At 29.8% G+C, this 18,013-nt stretch carries 16 protein-coding genes; 11 read left to right on the plus strand and 5 right to left on the minus strand.

Features of this window, described 5'->3' with window-relative positions:
* The first annotated feature begins 82 nt into the window (after positions 1 to 82).
* A complete protein-coding gene (locus K5V21_RS10910; protein ID WP_221861284.1) occupies positions 83 to 856 on the plus strand; it encodes an SDR family NAD(P)-dependent oxidoreductase in 774 nt (257 codons plus the stop codon).
* A gap of 13 nt (positions 857 to 869) precedes the next feature.
* Positions 870 to 1,670 carry an HAD family hydrolase gene (locus K5V21_RS10915; protein WP_221861285.1) on the plus strand — a complete coding sequence of 267 codons (801 nt, stop codon included), beginning with the start codon at positions 870 to 872 and terminating at the stop codon, positions 1,668 to 1,670.
* A 40-nt stretch (positions 1,671 to 1,710) separates the two neighbouring features.
* Here the strand turns inward: K5V21_RS10915 and K5V21_RS10920 are convergent, their stop codons facing one another.
* The 4 genes from K5V21_RS10920 to K5V21_RS10935 form a co-directional block, all read right to left on the minus strand.
* Positions 1,711 to 3,258, minus strand: coding sequence for an ABC transporter permease/substrate-binding protein (locus K5V21_RS10920; protein WP_221861286.1), 1,548 nt, complete (start codon positions 3,256 to 3,258; stop codon positions 1,711 to 1,713).
* Complete coding sequence (locus tag K5V21_RS10925) at positions 3,251 to 4,387, minus strand: betaine/proline/choline family ABC transporter ATP-binding protein (protein ID WP_221861287.1); 1,137 nt, start codon at positions 4,385 to 4,387, stop codon at positions 3,251 to 3,253. Before K5V21_RS10925 ends, K5V21_RS10920 begins: the two co-directional genes overlap by 8 nt.
* A gap of 204 nt (positions 4,388 to 4,591) precedes the next feature.
* Entirely contained in the window at positions 4,592 to 5,770 is a 1,179-nt protein-coding gene (locus tag K5V21_RS10930; protein WP_207758147.1) for an ABC transporter permease, read from the minus strand.
* Positions 5,763 to 6,494, minus strand: coding sequence for an ABC transporter ATP-binding protein (locus K5V21_RS10935; protein ID WP_221861288.1), 732 nt, complete (start codon positions 6,492 to 6,494; stop codon positions 5,763 to 5,765). The genes K5V21_RS10930 and K5V21_RS10935 overlap by 8 nt, the downstream gene beginning before the upstream one ends.
* Positions 6,495 to 6,963: 469 nt before the next feature.
* Between K5V21_RS10935 and carA the strand changes: the two genes are divergently transcribed.
* The 3 genes from carA to K5V21_RS10950 all read left to right on the plus strand — a co-directional run bounded on the left by carA (position 6,964) and on the right by K5V21_RS10950 (position 11,766).
* A complete protein-coding gene (carA, locus tag K5V21_RS10940) occupies positions 6,964 to 8,013 on the plus strand; it encodes a glutamine-hydrolyzing carbamoyl-phosphate synthase small subunit (protein WP_221861289.1) in 1,050 nt (349 codons plus the stop codon).
* Positions 8,014 to 8,035: 22 nt separating this feature from the next.
* Positions 8,036 to 11,251, plus strand: a complete 3,216-nt coding sequence (gene carB / locus K5V21_RS10945; RefSeq protein ID WP_221861290.1) for a carbamoyl-phosphate synthase large subunit — start codon at positions 8,036 to 8,038, stop codon at positions 11,249 to 11,251.
* 266 nt (positions 11,252 to 11,517) lie between these two features.
* Complete coding sequence (locus K5V21_RS10950) at positions 11,518 to 11,766, plus strand: hypothetical protein (protein ID WP_204594157.1); 249 nt, start codon at positions 11,518 to 11,520, stop codon at positions 11,764 to 11,766.
* A gap of 61 nt (positions 11,767 to 11,827) precedes the next feature.
* Here K5V21_RS10950 and K5V21_RS10955 read toward each other — a convergent pair whose 3' ends face one another.
* A complete protein-coding gene (locus K5V21_RS10955) occupies positions 11,828 to 13,729 on the minus strand; it encodes a type I glutamate--ammonia ligase (protein WP_221861291.1) in 1,902 nt (633 codons plus the stop codon).
* Between the two features lie 304 nt (positions 13,730 to 14,033).
* On the opposite strand from K5V21_RS10955, the gene murI reads away from it, so the two are divergent.
* The 6 genes from murI to K5V21_RS10985 all read left to right on the plus strand — a co-directional run bounded on the left by murI (position 14,034) and on the right by K5V21_RS10985 (position 17,995).
* On the plus strand, positions 14,034 to 14,807 hold the full coding sequence (murI, locus tag K5V21_RS10960) for a glutamate racemase (RefSeq protein WP_221861292.1): 774 nt from the start codon (positions 14,034 to 14,036) through the stop codon (positions 14,805 to 14,807).
* A gap of 250 nt (positions 14,808 to 15,057) precedes the next feature.
* Positions 15,058 to 15,330: an STAS-like domain-containing protein gene (locus K5V21_RS10965; RefSeq protein WP_204594154.1), complete on the plus strand. Its 273-nt coding sequence runs from the start codon at positions 15,058 to 15,060 to the stop codon at positions 15,328 to 15,330.
* 225 nt (positions 15,331 to 15,555) lie between these two features.
* On the plus strand, positions 15,556 to 16,209 hold the full coding sequence (locus K5V21_RS10970) for a DedA family protein (RefSeq protein WP_221861293.1): 654 nt from the start codon (positions 15,556 to 15,558) through the stop codon (positions 16,207 to 16,209).
* 201 nt (positions 16,210 to 16,410) lie between these two features.
* Entirely contained in the window at positions 16,411 to 16,935 is a 525-nt protein-coding gene (locus K5V21_RS10975) for a peptidylprolyl isomerase (RefSeq protein ID WP_221861294.1), read from the plus strand.
* Positions 16,936 to 16,946: 11 nt separating this feature from the next.
* Positions 16,947 to 17,312 carry a DUF3783 domain-containing protein gene (locus K5V21_RS10980; RefSeq protein WP_221861295.1) on the plus strand — a complete coding sequence of 122 codons (366 nt, stop codon included), beginning with the start codon at positions 16,947 to 16,949 and terminating at the stop codon, positions 17,310 to 17,312.
* A gap of 5 nt (positions 17,313 to 17,317) precedes the next feature.
* Positions 17,318 to 17,995, plus strand: coding sequence for a helix-turn-helix domain-containing protein (locus K5V21_RS10985; protein ID WP_221861296.1), 678 nt, complete (start codon positions 17,318 to 17,320; stop codon positions 17,993 to 17,995).
* The last annotated feature ends 18 nt before the right edge of the window (positions 17,996 to 18,013 follow it).

Below are 18,013 nucleotides of genomic sequence, written 5' to 3' on the forward strand. Positions count from 1 at the left end.
ATTGTAAAATAATAGAAAGTGAAAGGTGAAAAACTTTATAAGAATAGATGTTAATTATATTTAGGAGTGAACTTAAAATATTATGGATAAAAAATATACACTAATAACTGGAGGAACAAAGGGAATAGGACTAGAGCTTGCTAAATTATTTGCAAAGGATAGAAACAATTTAATTATAGTAGCAAGAAAAGAAGATGAGCTTAAAATAGTAAAAGAAAAATTAGAAAAAAAATTCAATATATTTGTTGAGATTTTAGAATTGGATCTTAGTGTGGATAATTCTTGTGAGGAACTTATAAAATTTGTGGAAGAAAAAAATGTAGTTGTGGATAACTTAATTAACAATGCTGGTGTAGGAAGTTTTGGATATTTTGATGAAATAGATGTGGATAAAGATATAAAACTTATAGATATAAATATTATAGTGTTAACTAAGCTTATAAAATATTTCTTACCAAAAATGAAAGAGAGAAGGTCAGGAGGAATATTAAATGTGGCATCTACAGCAGCATTTGTTGGAGGACCTAAAATGAGTACTTATTACTCTTCAAAAGCATATGTACTTACATTATCAGAGGCACTTTATGAAGAGGCAAAAGAATTTGGAGTTAATGTAAGTTGCCTTTGTCCTGGACCAGTTAAAACATCTTTTCAAGAAAATGCAGGAATTATAAAATCAGAGAAAGCAAAGAAATATTTAATGGATGCAAAGGATGTTGCAAAAGAAGGTTATGATGGATTTAAAAATAAAAAAGCTATTATAATACCTGGATTTAAGAATAAAGCTATGGTTATAGCAACAAAATTTTTACCTAGAGGTATAATAAGAAAAATAATATTTAGTACAAATAAATAGGAGGAATAGGGATATGGGGATTTTTAATGGTTATATTTTAGTTTCAGATATGGATGGAACATTGTTAAATGATAAAAGAATAATTTCAGATGAAGATAAAAAATCAATACAGTATTTTATGGATAACGGAGGGCTATTTACAATAGCTACAGGGAGGATGCTTCCAGCAGCTAGTAGGTTTGCAAGAGAGCTTAATTTGAGTTTACCGATAATTTTATATAATGGTAGCAAGGTTTATGATTATTCAAATGAAGAAGTTATTAAAGAATACTTTTTAGAAGAAGAAAGAAAAGATGTAATAAATAAAATACTTAATACTAGAAATGATGTTGGAATAGAGGTTTATTCAGAAGAAAATATATACATATTTAAAGACTGCACCTATACAAAAAGATTTACAGGTAAGGGATATAACGTAATTTATGATATAGATGAGGATGTATGGAAAAAGAGATGGACTAAGATTTTAGTTGTAGGTGATAAAAACGTATTAGACGAAATGGAAGAAGAGTTTAAAGAAAAGTATGATAGTGAAATTCCAATAAGAAGTGGTTATAATTTTCTTGAAGTTGTTCCTAGATACACATCTAAAGGTCATGCACTTAAAGATTTAATAAATAATTATAATCTAAATGATCTAAAGATAGTTACGGTAGGAGATAACATGAATGATAAAGAGCTTATAGAAGAAGCTCACTATGGATTTGTAGTTGATAATGGAAATGAAAAGCTAAAAGATAGGACTAATTATATAGCTCCAAGCAATAATGAGAATCCTATTACTTATATTGTAAAATTTATAGAAAAAATCTAAAAAAAATCTCTCCTTACGGAGAGATTTAAAAGTTTTATCATTAAATTAAACCTTGATCTACTAGAAACTTATGAGCAACCTCTTCCGGAGATTTTCCAAGTTCATCTACTTGATAGTTAAGATCTATCATAGTTTTTTCATCAATTTTGCCTTTTAATGAATTGAATATATCTTTAAGTTCTGGATGTTCTTCTAAAGTTTCGTTATTAACTAAAGGTACTGCGTTATAAGGCGAAAAGAAACCTTTATCATCTTTTAATACCTTAAGCTTAAATTTCTTTAAAAGCCCATCAGTTGAGAATGCATCAACTACTTGAGATTCATTATTTGCTAGGGCTGAATATCTAAGGCTTCCATCCATTGCCTTAACATTTTTAAAACTCATGTTATAGAATTTAGATAATCCAACTAATCCATCATCTCTGTTTTCAAACTCTATTGTTGGAGAAAATATAAGATCCCTACTATGTTTAGCTAAATCAGATAGTGTATTTATTCCATACTTTTCAGCAACCTCAGGCATCATAGCTAATGTATATGTGTTATTAAATCCAATTGGATCTAATAAAGTTAATCCATATTTATTATTCATAATATCTTTTATATGGTTATAAGATTTAGTCGCATCCTTTATTGGTTGTTCTTTCATTACACTTAATAAAAGCGTACCAGTATAATCAACGTACATATCTAAATCACCAGATTGAACAGCTCCAAATGCTACGGATGTACCACCAAGATTAAGTTTTCTATCTACATTTAAATCTGTTTTAGCTTCAACTAAATCAGCATACATATTTCCAAGTATAAGTTGTTCTGTATAGTTCTTTGAACCGATAGTTATAGTATTTTTCTTACCTACAAATATTGAGTTAAATGCTGTAAATAGAACTAATATAGCAAGTATAACTCCAACTACTTTTAGTACAATAGTATTTCTTCTTGGAGATTTAGGATTTAAACCTGATGGAGTAACAGCAAGCTCTATTTTACCAAATATATAGTCTACGATTAAAGCAAGTATACAAGCAGGTATAGCACCAGCTAATATCATATTATTATTAACAGTTTGAACTCCTGAGAATACTAAGTACCCAAGACCACCAGCGCCTATAAATGCAGCTAGTGTCATAAGACCAACAGCGGTAACAGCTGAAATTCTGACACCTGCCATTATTATTGGAAGTGCAAGAGGTAATTGAATTTTAAATAAAGTCTGATTTCTTGTAAGACCAATACCTTTAGCTGATTCTAAGATTACTGGATCAATGCTTGTAAGACCTGTATAAGTATTCTTAACAATAGGTAATAAAGAATAAATTACTACCATAAATATTGCGGGAGTACTACCTATACCAAGTAGAGGAATAAGAAGTCCAAGTAATGCCATTGATGGTACTGCTTGAATTAGATTTACAAAACCTATTATAGGCTTTCTAAGAAATGAAACTCTAGATACTATTATCCCAAGTGGAACACCAACTAATATAGCAATTAAAATAGCAGTAAGTGTCAATGAGATGTGTTGAACTAAAAGATCAAGTATTTGATTCTTTTGTGAAATTATAAATTGAAAGAAACTATCCAAGAACACTCACCTCCATATCAAGGAATTGTTCACTTAAGACTGAAAGTAAACTACTTCTAGTTATCAATCCAACTAATTTATTAGATGAATTAGTAACTGGAACATATCCAACTGAATGTTCATTCATCTTAGCTAAAATATCTACTAAATTATCATTTTCATTTACAGTAAGAGGCTCTTTACTCATAATTTTTTCTAAATGTGTAGATTTATCATGAGTAGATTTAATATCTTTTACTGTAACTATTCCTTTTAATATATGATCTTTATCAACAACTAAAAGACTATCAACTTTACTACTTCTCATTATTTCTATACCTTGAAGGATAGTTCTAGCTCCCTTAACTGCAACTGGATTTTTAATCATAATATCATCAGCTTTAATAAACTCTGGATTGTTCCAAACTCTATCAGAGCCAATGAAATCTCTAATAAAATCATTAGCAGGATTTCTAAGTATATTTTCAGGTGTATCATACTGAGCTACTTTTCCATTTTCCATGATACAAATCTTATCAGCTATTTTTAGTGCTTCATCCATATCGTGAGTAACAAATATTATTGTTTTCTTTAATTCTTCATGAAGAGAAAATAATTCTTCTTGAAGAGAAGTACGAGTTATTGGATCTAGTGCACTAAAAGGCTCATCCATAAGAATAATCTCTGCATCAGTAGCAAATGCTCTTGCAACCCCAATTCTTTGCTGCTGCCCTCCACTTAGTTCTGATGGATACTTATTTAAATAAGTATCAGGATCAAGTCCTACCATGTTTAAAAGTTTTACTGTAGCTTCCTCAATATCTTTAATAGACTTTTCCTTTTTAAGTTTTGGAATAAGCTCTATATTTTCCTTTATAGTTAGATGTGGAAATAATCCAGTGTTTTGTATTACATAACCAATTCTTCTTCTAAGATCTATAGTATTTTCTTTAGAGAGTGGTTTGCCATCAATAAAAATTTCACCAGAGGTTGGTGTAATTAATTTATTTATAAGTTTAAGTGTTGTAGTCTTTCCACAACCACTTGATCCTATTAAAACAACCAAACTACCACTTTCTATTGAAAGCGAAATATCATCTAATATCAGCCTATTGCCTAATTTTTTTGATACGTTTTTTATCTCTATCACAAAAAAGCCCCCTTTTCGACAACTGACAACTTAATAATAAAATTAAAGTTGTTAGAAGTGATTATATCATTAAAGTTCATAAATTTCAAATAAAATTCATTAATACAATTAATTTTATTAATTATATTATTTGAGTAAAAGGGAGATTTTATTATGAAAATTATAAAAAAAGAAGGTTATTTTTAATAACCTTCTTTAAAATATTTAAGCTCTAAATATAACTTCCTCTCTTGAGAACATATACTTAGCAAATAATACAGCAGCAACTACATAAATTATATGCCATCCAACTACTATTCCTATATGAGTTGGATTATAAACTCCTACCATAACTTCTTTCATGAGAGCAACTGAATTTGCAACTGGAATATTAAATATAAGCATAGATGTATTTTTTGCATCCATGAATACAGGAACATATGAAAGAATCATAAATGGCATAATAAGTCCTGATAAATAAGTTCCAGCCTCTTTAACTGATTTAGCATATAAGCTAACACAAGTTTCTAATGAACAAATTGCAATCAATAATAAGAATGATATCAATAGTATAAGAGTTATACTTGTTGCATTTAATCCTAGTGAGAAGCCTTCTTCAAGTCCAGGTATATTTTGCATAGCAAAGTACATGGAACCTAGGCTTAATACAAGTGCTAAAGCAGATACTATACTCATTGCAACTACTTTACCCCATAAAAGAGCACTTCTATTACATGAAGTTGAAAGTAATGGCTCTAAGGTATTTCTCTCTTTCTCTCCAGCACCTAAATCTGCAGCTATTGCAAGTGTTGGTGAGATCATAAGTATTACTATTAATGATGGAATCATTCCTAAGAATCCATTAGTTGCACCATTTCCAGTACTATCACTTAATCCAGATTTAACATCTAATGAAAATGGTGTAAGTGATGCCTTATCGATTCCTTTTGCTTTTAATTTATCAGTAACTATTTTATCTGATAAGCCTCCTAATAATTCTTGGACTACATTTGAGGCAATAGCTGAATTATTAGAATTCTCATCAATTGATATAGGGATTTTTAGTAATTCACCTTTATTAACTCTTTCATCGAAATTATCTGGAATAGATACAATAAGTTGAATGTCTCCATTTTGTAGTGCTTCTGTAGGATCATCAACATTTTTTATACTTATATTTTTTTGAGATTTAAGTAAGTTTGCTGCACTAGAGTTTACATCACCTTTAAGACATATATTTATATTTTCTGTTGCCTTTTTTGCTGTACTTTCCATGCCTTTAAACATAACGTTAAATATTATTGGAAAAACTAATATTGGAAGTAATATAGAGAATAAAATAGTTTTTCTATCACGGAATATATCTTTAAGTTCTTTCTTTAAAACGATCATAAAATTACTCATGGCTATTACCTCCGATTAAAGATACAAAAACATCTTCTAAATTATCATTATTATATTTTGTTTTAAGAGTATTTATTGAGCAATTTTCTATAAGTTTACCTTTATTTATAATAACAACTCTGTCACAAAGCTTTTCAACTTCTGCCATAGAATGGCTAGAGAATAGAATAGTTTTACCTTCTTCTTTACAGCTAAGTATAAAATCCTGAATTGTTCTTGCAGCAGTAACATCAAGTCCTGTAGATGGCTCATCAAATAGCATAACACTTGGACTATGTACTATTGAACGTGCAATAGATACCTTCTGCTTCATACCCCTTGAAAATTTTGATACTCTTTTATCGATATATTCATCCATTTGAAATCTTTTAGATAATTCATCGATTCTTTTGTCGGCTTCTTTATTGTCTATGCCATAAAGATTTGCAAAATATCTTATGTTTTCTCTTGCTGTTAGTCTATCATAAAGACCAACATCTCCTCCAAAAAGAATACCAATCTCATTTCTCACTTTAATAGGATCTATAGAGGCTGAATAATTATTTACTATAGCCTCTCCAGAAGTAATTTTTAGCATTGTAGAGATCATTCTGAGAGTAGTAGTTTTACCAGCACCATTTTCACCTAAAAGTCCAACTATTTCACCAGGATTTACAGTGAAAGTAATATCGTTAACAACGGTATTTTTCTTAAATGTTTTAGTTAAATTTTTTACCTGTAACATGTATTTCCCCCTTTAATGTTTTCATGTAATATATTACCATATTTTAGTTGTTAAGGAAATTATACTATTATAAAAAACTATTGTAAATAGTATTTAATAACTTTTTAAATAATATTTACATCTATTTTAACGAGTATATGTAATTGAAGGTAATTTAAATAAATTCCTTGACATGGAAATCGTCATAAATTAAAATAAGAAAAAAGAATAAATTTGAAGTTAAGGTACACTTTAAATTGGTCCTGTGAGGCCAGAAAGGAGTATGCAACTATGTTATTGAGAAATATGAATATCATAGCTTTGTCTTTAAAGATAAATTTAAATAACGATGAACATACGAGGATAATAAGGATAGCAATTTAAAATGTTGTAGTCTCTTTATTGTCCTTTTTTTTATAAAAAATTATTGAGATTTATCTTTTAAAGTGTATTTTTAGCAGCTAACTAATAGTTTAGAGGAGGGCTAAGCATGAAAGCAAAGCTTATATTAGAAAATGGTATGGTCTTTGAAGGAAATCCATTTGGATATTTAAAAGAAAATGTAGGAGAAGTAGTTTTTACTACAGGTATGACTGGATATCAAGAGGTTTTAACTGATCCATCATATTATGGTCAAATAGTTACGATGACATATCCTTTAATAGGAAACTATGGAGTTAATTTAGAGGATGTAGAGTCAAGTAAGCCACAGGTTAAAGGGTTTATAGTTAGGGAAAAATGCAATATGCCAAATAACTTTAGATGCGAATTAACTTTAGATGATTATTTAAAGCAAAATAAAATAATAGGGCTTGAGGGAATAGATACAAGAGCACTAACAAAAGTATTAAGAAACAATGGAACAATGAAGGGAATAATTGTTTTAGATGATTCAAATTTAGATGATGTTAATGAAAAATTAAATAGCTTTTCAAACAAAGAGGCAGTACATATAGTTACTACAAAAGAAAAATATGAGATTCCAGGAGAAGGCAAGCATGTAGCAATAATAGATTATGGAATAAAGCAAAATATAATAAGATGCTTCAGAAAGAGAGGATGCAAACTTACAGTATTCCCATCAGGTACATCAGCGGAAGAAATACTTAATGTAAATCCGGATCTAGTATTTGTATCAAATGGTCCTGGGGATCCTCAAGATTTAGAATATGAAATACAAACAATAAAAAATATAATAGGAAAGAAACCTATAGTTGGAATATGTCTAGGGCATCAACTTTTAGCATTAAGCTTAGGTGGAAACACAACTAAATTAAAATTTGGACATAGAGGTGGAAACCATCCAGTAAAAGATTTAGAAACAGGAAAAGTACACATAACCTCACAGAATCACGGATATGTTGTAGATAGTATGCCAGAAGATGTAGAGGCGACTCATATAAACATCAATGATGGAACGATTGAAGGATTAAAGCATAAAACAATGCCAATATATTCAGTTCAATTCCATCCAGAAGCATCAGCAGGTCCAAAGGATTCTGAATATATATTTGATAGATTCTTAAATTACGCACTATAAGATTATTAGGAGGTTTAAAGTTATGCCATTAAATAAAGATATAAAAAGAGTATTAGTTATAGGTTCAGGTCCAATTATAATAGGTCAAGCTGCTGAGTTTGATTATTCAGGAACTCAAGCTTGTCAGGCTCTAAAAGAAGAAGGAATGGAAGTTGTATTAATAAACTCAAATCCTGCAACTATAATGACGGATAAAGAAGTAGCAGATAAAGTTTACTTAGAGCCATTAACTTTAGAATTTGTTGAAAAAGTAATAGATAAGGAAAGACCAGATAGCTTACTTGCGGGAATGGGTGGACAAACAGGTCTGAATTTAGCAGTAGAGCTTTATGATGCTGGAATTTTAGATAAATATAATGTAAAAGTAATAGGTACATCTATCGAATCTATAAAAGAGGGTGAAGATAGAGAACTATTTAGAAATATGATGAATAGAATCAATGAACCAGTTATACAAAGTGATATAATAACTGATTTAGAAGCTGGAATGGCTTTTGCAAATAAAATAGGATATCCAGTTATAGTAAGACCTGCGTATACCCTAGGAGGAACTGGCGGAGGTATTGCTGAAACTGAAGAAGAATTAAGAGAGATATTAGAGTCAGGGTTACAGTTAAGTACTATAGGACAGGTTCTTTTAGAGAAATCAGTTAAGGGTTGGAGAGAAGTTGAGTATGAAGTAATGAGAGATTCATACGGAAACTGCATAACAGTATGTAATATGGAAAACATAGACCCAGTTGGAATACATACAGGAGATAGTATAGTTGTTGCACCATCTCAAACATTATCAGATAAAGAATATCAAATGCTTAGAACAGCATCAATAAACATAATAAATGCTGTAGGAATTGAAGGTGGATGTAATGTACAATTTGCTCTTCACCCAGAAAGCTTTGAATATGCAGTAATAGAAATAAACCCAAGAGTTTCAAGATCATCAGCCTTAGCATCAAAGGCAACAGGATATCCAATAGCAAAACTTGCAGCAAAGATAGCACTTGGATATGGATTAGATGAAATCAAAAATGCAGTTACACAAAAAACATATGCATGTTTTGAGCCAACACTTGATTATGTTGTATGTAAAATACCAAAATGGCCTTTTGATAAATTCTTCAGCGCAGATAGAGCACTTGGAACAAAGATGATGGCAACTGGAGAAATAATGGCTATAGGAGCTAACTTTGAGCAAGCATTCTTAAAAGGGATAAGAAGTTTAGAAATAGGAAGATACTCATTAGACTTTAAAAAGTTTAGAGATTTAAGCATGCAAGAATTAAAAGAGAGAGTAGTAACTCCTGATGATGAAAGAATCTTTGCACTTGCAGAAATGCTTAGAAGAGACTATAGAGTTGATATGGTATCTCAAATAACTGGAATAGATAGATTCTTTGTAGATAAAATAAAATGGATAGTAAATGAAGAACAAAGGCTAAAGTTAAGCCACATAGAAAATTTAGATAAAGAATGGTTATTAAACTTAAAGAAAAAGGGATTCTCAGATAAGGCAATTGCAGATTTCTTAGAAGTTAGTCCCGAAGATATCTATAGATTAAGAGATATATGGAATATTAGACCTTCATATAAGATGGTTGATACTTGTGCAGGAGAATTTGAAGCATTATCACCGTATTATTACTCAACTTATGAGCAATATGATGAAGTTACAGTAAATAAAGATAAGAAGAAAGTAATAGTTATAGGTTCAGGTCCAATAAGAATAGGACAAGGTGTTGAATTTGACTATGCATCTGTACATTGTGTAAAATCACTTAAAAACATGGGAATAGAGACTATAATAGTTAATAATAACCCAGAGACGGTAAGTACAGATTTTGATATATCAGATAAGCTATACTTTGAACCATTAACAGAAGAAGATGTACTTAATATAGTAGAGAAAGAAAACCCAGATGGAGTAATACTTCAATTTGGTGGTCAAACAGCAATAAAACTTGCTAATTTCTTAAAGGAAAAAGATATACCAGCTCTTGGAACAACAGCAGATCAAATAGATATGGCTGAAGATAGAGAAAAGTTCGATGAATTATTAGAAGAACTTGGGGTTTCAAGACCTAAGGGTAAAGGTGTATGGTCACTAGGAGAAGGATTAGAAGAAGCTAGAAGACTTGGATTCCCAGTACTTGTTAGACCTTCATATGTACTTGGTGGCCAAGGGATGGAAATAACTCATGACGAAGAGGAATTAACATATTATCTTAAGAATGCATTTATAAAAGATACAAAAAATCCTATATTAATAGATAAGTACTTAATGGGTAGAGAAATTGAAGTAGATGCAATATCAGATGGAGAAGATATATTAATACCAGGAATAATGGAGCATTTAGAAAGGGCAGGAGTACACTCAGGGGATAGTGTTACTATGTACCCAAGTCAAAATATAAGTGATGAGATTAAGGGGAAAGTATTAGAATATACTAAGAAGCTCGCTTTAGCAATAGGAATAAAGGGAATGATAAACATACAGTTTATCGAATTCGAAGGGCAGTTATATGTAATAGAAGTTAATCCAAGAGCATCAAGAACAGTACCATATATAAGCAAGGTATCTGGAGTACCAATAGTAGATCTTGCAACTAAGGCGATGCTTGGATATAAGATTAAAGATTTAGGTTATGGAGTAGATGTTTATAAAGAACCAGAATTAGTATCAGTAAAGGTTCCAGTATTCTCAACTCAAAAGCTTCCAAATGTAGAGGTATCATTAGGACCAGAAATGAAATCTACAGGTGAAGTATTAGGAATAGGTAGAAACATAGAAGAAGCTTTATACAAAGGATTTGTTGGAGCTAGTATGTTCCCAGGAATGGAAAAAGGAAAGATACTTGCAACAATTAAAAATCATGACAAAGATGAGTTCTTAAAAATGGCAGTAGAACTTTCAAAACTTGGATATAAATTTGTATCAACAGAAGGAACTTGTAAGCTTTTAAGAGAGCATGGAGTTGATGTAGAAGAAGTAAGAAAGTTAAATGAAGAAAAACCAAATATATTAGATGTTGTTAAGAATAAGGAAGTAGATTTAGTAATCAACACGCCAACTAAAGGAAATGATTCAAAGAGAGATGGATTCTTAATAAGAAGAGCTGCTGTAGAGAGAAATATTGGGGTTATAACAGCCCTTGATACACTAAAGGCTATTATAGATGTTAAGAAGAAGCATTTTGAAAATGAGAGCAATCTAGATGTATTTAATATAGCTGAAATCTAAAGCAGAATTATATAAATAAAATTACACCTATTTTAATATGAGGGAGTTTATTGTTATGTTCATAGTTTTAAATACTATGAGTATTTAGGGGCAATGAACTCTCTTTTCTTGTAAATTAAGTAAATTTATAAAAGTTAAAAAATAATTAGGAATATTTAGAAAATGGGTACATATATTGTTAACATAAGAGAAAAATATGTTGACATACGAACTTGCGTTCGATAAAATGTAATCAAACGTATGTTCGTACAGAAGGAGTGTTATTTATGAAATCAGATTCAGGCGTTTTTGTAAAATTAAACTATAAAAATATAGGTGAAAGCAATAGCTTAATTATCGATAGACAAGGAAACTTTGGAAGTTCAAAAAAATACTTAATGTGTGCAGGTAAGTATGATAAAAATGGATGGACTATAGTTTTTAAGGCTAGAGATTTTAAAGAGGCTGAAGAGATAGTAAATAATAATCCTTTTAGACATGGCAAAGACTATTCAGCTAGTATGTATCAGAATTAATATAAAAATTAATATAAAGATAAAAAGACTAGATATTTGATCTAGTCTTTCTTAATTAAATTTATAGGTCTAATAAATTCTTTTCATATGATGAATAAAGTTCTCTTAATTCACTCATAGAATCTTCAATTTGCAAGTATAAGCTTGAAGCTAATTCATAATCATTATTTTTAAATGCATCCTTAGTGCTAGTGAATAATGATTTACTATTATAAGTATCTTTAAGTAAAGTGTGTCTTAGCTTATTTATTTCTGTCCATCTTGAAATATCTAAATCAAGAGCCTTTTCAGGGGCATGAAGAATTCTACTAGCTCTTATTTCTTTCATATAATTAGTTATTACTCTATGTTCTATTTCAGTAGCCCATCTACTTAGTGCTGCTATTTTAAAGCTTTCTATTATTTTGTCAGTAAATACTGGATTTTTCTTTAATACATCAACCTTTTCTGGATTAGCTTCAAGTTGAGCTAAATTCTCAAATACAGTTGATGGAGCTTTTCCAAAGTATTTGCTTCTTTCTTCTTCAGTGAAATCTTCAAATACATCTTCTTCAGTTCTATAAGCTCTTCCCTTTTCTAGGTAATCAGCATCTTCACCAGGTTTCTTTGATAACTCTTTTAATAGATCATCTTTTGATTTATTAGAATTTGCAGCATATAATATACCATCAAGCATAGCTGTATAAGAAACTGCTATAGCAAGATATGTATTTGTATGAGGATTTGGTGATCTAAGTTCAAATCTAGTAGCCATAGGCTTATCAAGATCTCTTATTAATCCTATAAGTATTGTTCTATTTCTTGAAGGATTATCAGGTGCTAATCCTAAGGATGTAACAGTACATATAGGTGCCTCAAATCCAGGTTTTAATCTTTTAAGTGAATTATTAGTTGAAGAAATAAATGGATTCATTACTTCATAATTTTTAAGTACTCCCATTACAGCTCCATATCCTATTTCACTTAAGAAGTGCTCTTTTCCAACGTGGAATAAGTTAATTCTACTTCCGTCCTTTAACTTAGCACTAACTCCTAGGTGAGTGTGCATACCAGATCCAGCAACTCCATCTATTGGTTTAGCCATGAATGTTACATCAAGTCCGTTTCTTCTGAATGTTTCTTGGATTAATATTCTAACAAATAATTCATTATCAGCAGCTTGTAATGCTGAAAAGAATTTCCAGTCAACCTCTAACTGTTCCATTATATGATTGAATTTTCCTGAACTTTCTAATTGAGCTCTAACACCACCAACTTCTTTATGACCCATTTCTGGCTCAAATCCGTACTTATCCATTAAATCTAATGTTTGTTCTAAAGCTGTTCTAACATTACCTTTTGTTCTTGTCCAGTATTGCTCGCACAAAACTTGAGAAGTTGATAATTCTTCTATTTGAGCTATATCATTTGGTGTCTTTACCCAGAATTCTAACTCAGTAGCTGAAGTAAGAACAATTTCTTCTACATCATCTTTAGTTATATTGTATGTATCTAATAATCTAGGATTTTTATCAAATGCTTCCCAAAGAGATTTTTTGAAAGTTTCAATGGATGATTTTAAGATATATCTTGAATCAACAGGTTTGTTGTCGTGATATAAAAAACAAGGGATTTTAAGAGTACCAACAGGTCTGTTAGTTATTGGGTCTACGTTATCGTAGTTATAGTCAACGAACCAATTACAGTCTAGGTCTGCAATCATATCAACTTTAGCGTTATTAAGAGTAGCAATTCCAGGAAGGACAACGGAAGAACCGTCAGTTTGAACAGCAACGCCATTTAAGAAAGAGTCGATATCATCTAAGAATAAGGTCATAGGAATTTTTTCGTCAGTATCATTCCCTGATAAATCTATTCCGACTAAAGAAACAAATTTAATTTGAGGATTCTTAGACATAAACTCGATAATATCATTTTTAGTATGTTTATCGCTTGGTATAGTGTAAATTAAATTTTCAATCATAATAGTATAATTCTAGATAATTTATATTAATTTATATTAATTTATATTAATTTATATCTAGAATAGCTTCACATCCTTTCTTAATGTAGGGTCGAATGAAATTGTGAACATTTCATTAAATGTTCGTGTAATCCAAATCTTAGAAAGATTTTACTACAATATATCTCGTCAGTCAATAAACTTAATAAAAAATTATATTTTATATTTGAAATAAATAAACTAAGTAAATCTAGATTTATTTTACTTAAAGTTATAGAATATGTAGTATATAAATTTAAACGAAAAAGAGTGGAGTGATTAGGCTTTGAATAAGAAACAATTACCAATAGGTTTTTTTGATTCAGGAGTTGGTGGGCTAAGCGTGATGAGAGAAGCATTAAAACTTATGCCTAATGAAAATTACATATATTTTGGAGACTCAAAAAATGCTCCTTATGGAGTTAAAGAAATGAAGGAAGTTAGAGATCTAACATTTGAGGCAGTTGAATTTTTATTAAATAAGGGAGCTAAAGCTATAGCAGTAGCTTGCAATACAGCAACAAGTGCAGCAGTTGCAGAACTTAGAAGGGTCTACGAAGATGTTCCTATAGTAGGTATAGAGCCAGCAGTTAAGCCAGCCGTTGAATTACATAGAGATGGAGATGTTATAATAATGGCTACTCCATTTACATTAACACATAATAAATTCAAGAGGCTTATGGATAGTTATGGAGAACAGGCTACTATAACTCCAATGCCTTGTGATGGATTAGTAGAATTTATTGAAAATGGAGATTTAGATAGCGAAGAACTTAAATACTATCTTAAAGATAAATTTAAGGAATACAAAGATAAAGATATAGCAGCTATAGTCCTTGGTTGTACTCATTATCCATTTATAATAGAGAGTCTATCAGAAGTAGTAGGAAAGGATATTCCTATAATTGATGGTGGAGAAGGTACTGTAAGAGAACTTAGGAGAAGGCTTAGAGAAGCTGATCTTATAAATGATAGTAATGAAAAGGGAACAGTTGAATTTTATAATTCTTGTGGAAGAGATGATGTAACAGAACTTAGTAAAAAATTACTTGGTATATAGGAAATAATATTTATAATAAACCGCATGTATTTTATATACATGCGGTTTATTAAATTTAATATTAAAAAACAGTAACCATATTAGAAATTTTTAATATATTAAATTAAGAAGATAAAAAATTCAAAAAAACTTTGTTAAATAGTTGACAAAGAAATAGGAAGTTGGTATATTATAGATGTAGACAGAATTGTCAGAAAATTTGAAAAAAGAAAACTAATAAAGATAAAAATAAATTTATGAGGTGATTGTAATGATGATTAATGTTAGAGAATTTTTAGGAGAAAATTTTGCTGTTGAAGATGCTATAGTACTAAGAGAACAAATAAAACAGAACTTAAATGATGAAGTTGTTTTAGACTTTGAAGGACTAGACAGAATACCAAGCACATTCTTAACATGCTTATTCAGTGAATTAATAAATCAAAATGGAAGAGAAGCAATTTTTAATGCTATAAATGTTAAGAACTTAACAAACTACAATGATTTTTCAAGAGTTGTAATGGGAACTACTTTCCTAAATTAACAAATGGAGTAATAGAATGAGTATATTAATTAAAATCCATAAGAGGCCACTATCTTTTTGATATTAAGATAGTGGTCTTTTTACTTTTATAGCATTAATAAATTTTATAAGAATCTATTAATATTATAATTACTTAATCAATAATTAACATAATACATTTATAATAATTATGAAAACAAAAAATCGATAAAAACTTAGAGCAAAATTAGCTTAGGGAGTGATAAGATGAACTTAATAAGTGGACTAATAGACATAGTATTACACTTAGATAAGTACTTAGGAGTATTAATTAATAATTATGGAACACTGGTATATGTTATATTATTTTTCATAATTTTATGTGAAACAGGATTAGTTGTAACACCATTTTTACCAGGTGATTCATTAGTATTTGCAGCAGCAGCCTTTGCAGCAATAGGATCACTTAATATTTGGATACTATTAATTTCTTTATCAGTAGCTGCAATACTTGGAGATACTATAAATTATAATATAGGAAAACATCTAGGGCAGAGGCTATTAAATCGTGGAGATTCAAGGTTTATAAAAAGAGAATACATAGATAAAACAAATGCTTATTATGATAAATATGGAGGAAAAACTATTGTAATAGCGAGATTTATTCCAATAGTTCGTACATTTGCACCTTTTGTGGCAGGGATAGGGTCAATGCATTATAAGCAATTTATAACTTTCAATGCCATTGGTGGATTACTTTGGGTAGTAACAGCATCTTTATTAGGATTCTTTTTTGGGAATATACCATTTGTTGCAAATAATTTCTCACTTGTTATAATAGCTATAATTTTAATATCAATTTTACCAGCGGTTATTGAAGTGATTAAAGGAAGAAAGAATGCTGAAAAGAGTTTAAATTAAATATAAAAGATTATTTAATGTATGTTTTATTTAAATTCTTTAATGAAAATATACTATAGGCTATAGTAATTGTTTAATAGGTATAAATGAGATATAATTTCATTATATAGAACAAAATATTATCTTAAGAAGTATATGAATTTATATGAATTTTTTGGATAATAATAGTTAATAGGTTTTAGTTTTGAAAGGAGAATTTATATGAAAAATCCAATAGTAACAATAGAAATGGAAAACGGAGGAGTTATAAAAGCAGAATTATACCCAGAAATAGCTCCAACTACAGTTGATAACTTTATACATTTAATAAATATGGGATTCTATGATGATTTAATATTCCATAGAGTAATTCCAGGATTCATGATCCAAGGAGGATGCCCAGAAGGAACAGGAATGGGTGGCCCAGGATACTCAATAAAAGGAGAGTTCTCAAGAAACGGATTTAAAAATGATTTAAAACATACTAAAGGTGTTTTATCAATGGCTAGAGCTATGCATCCAGATTCAGCTGGTAGCCAATTCTTTATAATGGTTGCAGATGCACCACACTTAGATGGACAATATGCTTCATTTGGTAAGGTTATAGAAGGAATGGAAGTTGCCGATAAAATAGTTAAAGAGCCAAGAGATCGTGGAGATAGACCATACGAAGACCAAAGAATTAAAAAGGTTACTGTAGACCTTGGAGATTACTCAGCAAAAGAACCTAAAGTAATAGAAGAGTAAGAGGTGGCTAAATGAATAATAATAAATCATTATTAGTACATGGCTTATCAAAAGATGAAATAAATTCATTAAGATTATTAGCAAAAGTTATTGAAATAAAACCAGAAATGGTAGAACTTAAAGTTCATGAAATAGCTTCAGGCATTGTTAATGAAGAAGTTATTGAAATAGTTGAAATGCCAGATGAGAAGGTAATATTATTTAATGGATTCTCAGATGGTGAAGTTCAAATTTTAATAAAGAAAATAAGAAGAGCTGTAAAGGATGGAGTACTAGCAGTAGTAACACCTGTATCACGTAATTGGTCATTTAAGTACCTAATTACACACCTTTTAGAAGAGAGAGAATGGTATAGAAAACAGCAAAAAGGAGAGTAATAGTCTTGAGTAGAGTTGGAGATAGAATTAAGGAAGCTAGACTTAAAGCTAATATACCTCAAAAAGCATTAGCTAAGAAGCTTGGTGTTTCTGAAAAGTATATAAATGAAGTTGAAATGGGAAGAAAAGTTGCTCAAGAAAGTTTTATAAATAAAGCTTCAAAGGTTCTAAATACTGATTTAAATGATATCAATATGGTAGTTACTGATGAAGATTTAATGGAAGAAAAGAGAGTAGCTAAAGAATCTAGACCTAGCTTTAAAAAAGATAATAAATCAAATGAAGTTTGGGAAAATGCTTTTTCTTCAGTTTTAAAGAATGTTCCTATATATGATTATGAATTAAAAAATGTTAAGGGACATAAGGAATTGCCTATACATTCAAATAAGGTTGAAGGTTATCCTCAAGATAAGGTAATATATTTAGAAGTTTCTGATGATGAAATGAGTGGATTTAGAATGCTAAGGGGAGACTTAGTATTTGGACACTTAGTTACTGAACTTAATCAAAATGGTTTTTACTTAGTTAATTACAAGGGAGAAACTAAAATAAGAGAAGTTAGAAGACTAGATAATTCTAAAGTATTACTTATGAGCAACAGAGGAAGTGCTATGACTGAGACTGTTGAAGTTAGAAATATGAAGGTAGTAGCAAAATTAGATAGAGTAGAAATTAAGTTATAAATAAAAAGAAAGTACATC

The organism is Clostridium sardiniense (assembly GCF_019753795.1).
Lineage (GTDB): Bacteria > Bacillota > Clostridia > Clostridiales > Clostridiaceae > Clostridium > Clostridium sardiniense.

Coding starts and splice junctions, on each gene's coding strand:
- K5V21_RS10910 (WP_221861284.1), top strand. CDS start 83: ATGGATAAAAAATATACACTAATAACTGGAGGAACAAAGGGAATAGGA.
- K5V21_RS10915 (WP_221861285.1), top strand. CDS start 870: ATGGGGATTTTTAATGGTTATATTTTAGTTTCAGATATGGATGGAACA.
- K5V21_RS10930 (WP_207758147.1), bottom strand. CDS start 5,770: ATGAGTAATTTTATGATCGTTTTAAAGAAAGAACTTAAAGATATATTC.
- K5V21_RS10935 (WP_221861288.1), bottom strand. CDS start 6,494: ATGTTACAGGTAAAAAATTTAACTAAAACATTTAAGAAAAATACCGTT.
- carA (WP_221861289.1), top strand. CDS start 6,964: ATGAAAGCAAAGCTTATATTAGAAAATGGTATGGTCTTTGAAGGAAAT.
- carB (WP_221861290.1), top strand. CDS start 8,036: ATGCCATTAAATAAAGATATAAAAAGAGTATTAGTTATAGGTTCAGGT.
- K5V21_RS10950 (WP_204594157.1), top strand. CDS start 11,518: ATGAAATCAGATTCAGGCGTTTTTGTAAAATTAAACTATAAAAATATA.
- K5V21_RS10955 (WP_221861291.1), bottom strand. CDS start 13,729: ATGATTGAAAATTTAATTTACACTATACCAAGCGATAAACATACTAAA.
- K5V21_RS10965 (WP_204594154.1), top strand. CDS start 15,058: ATGATGATTAATGTTAGAGAATTTTTAGGAGAAAATTTTGCTGTTGAA.
- K5V21_RS10970 (WP_221861293.1), top strand. CDS start 15,556: ATGAACTTAATAAGTGGACTAATAGACATAGTATTACACTTAGATAAG.
- K5V21_RS10975 (WP_221861294.1), top strand. CDS start 16,411: ATGAAAAATCCAATAGTAACAATAGAAATGGAAAACGGAGGAGTTATA.
- K5V21_RS10980 (WP_221861295.1), top strand. CDS start 16,947: ATGAATAATAATAAATCATTATTAGTACATGGCTTATCAAAAGATGAA.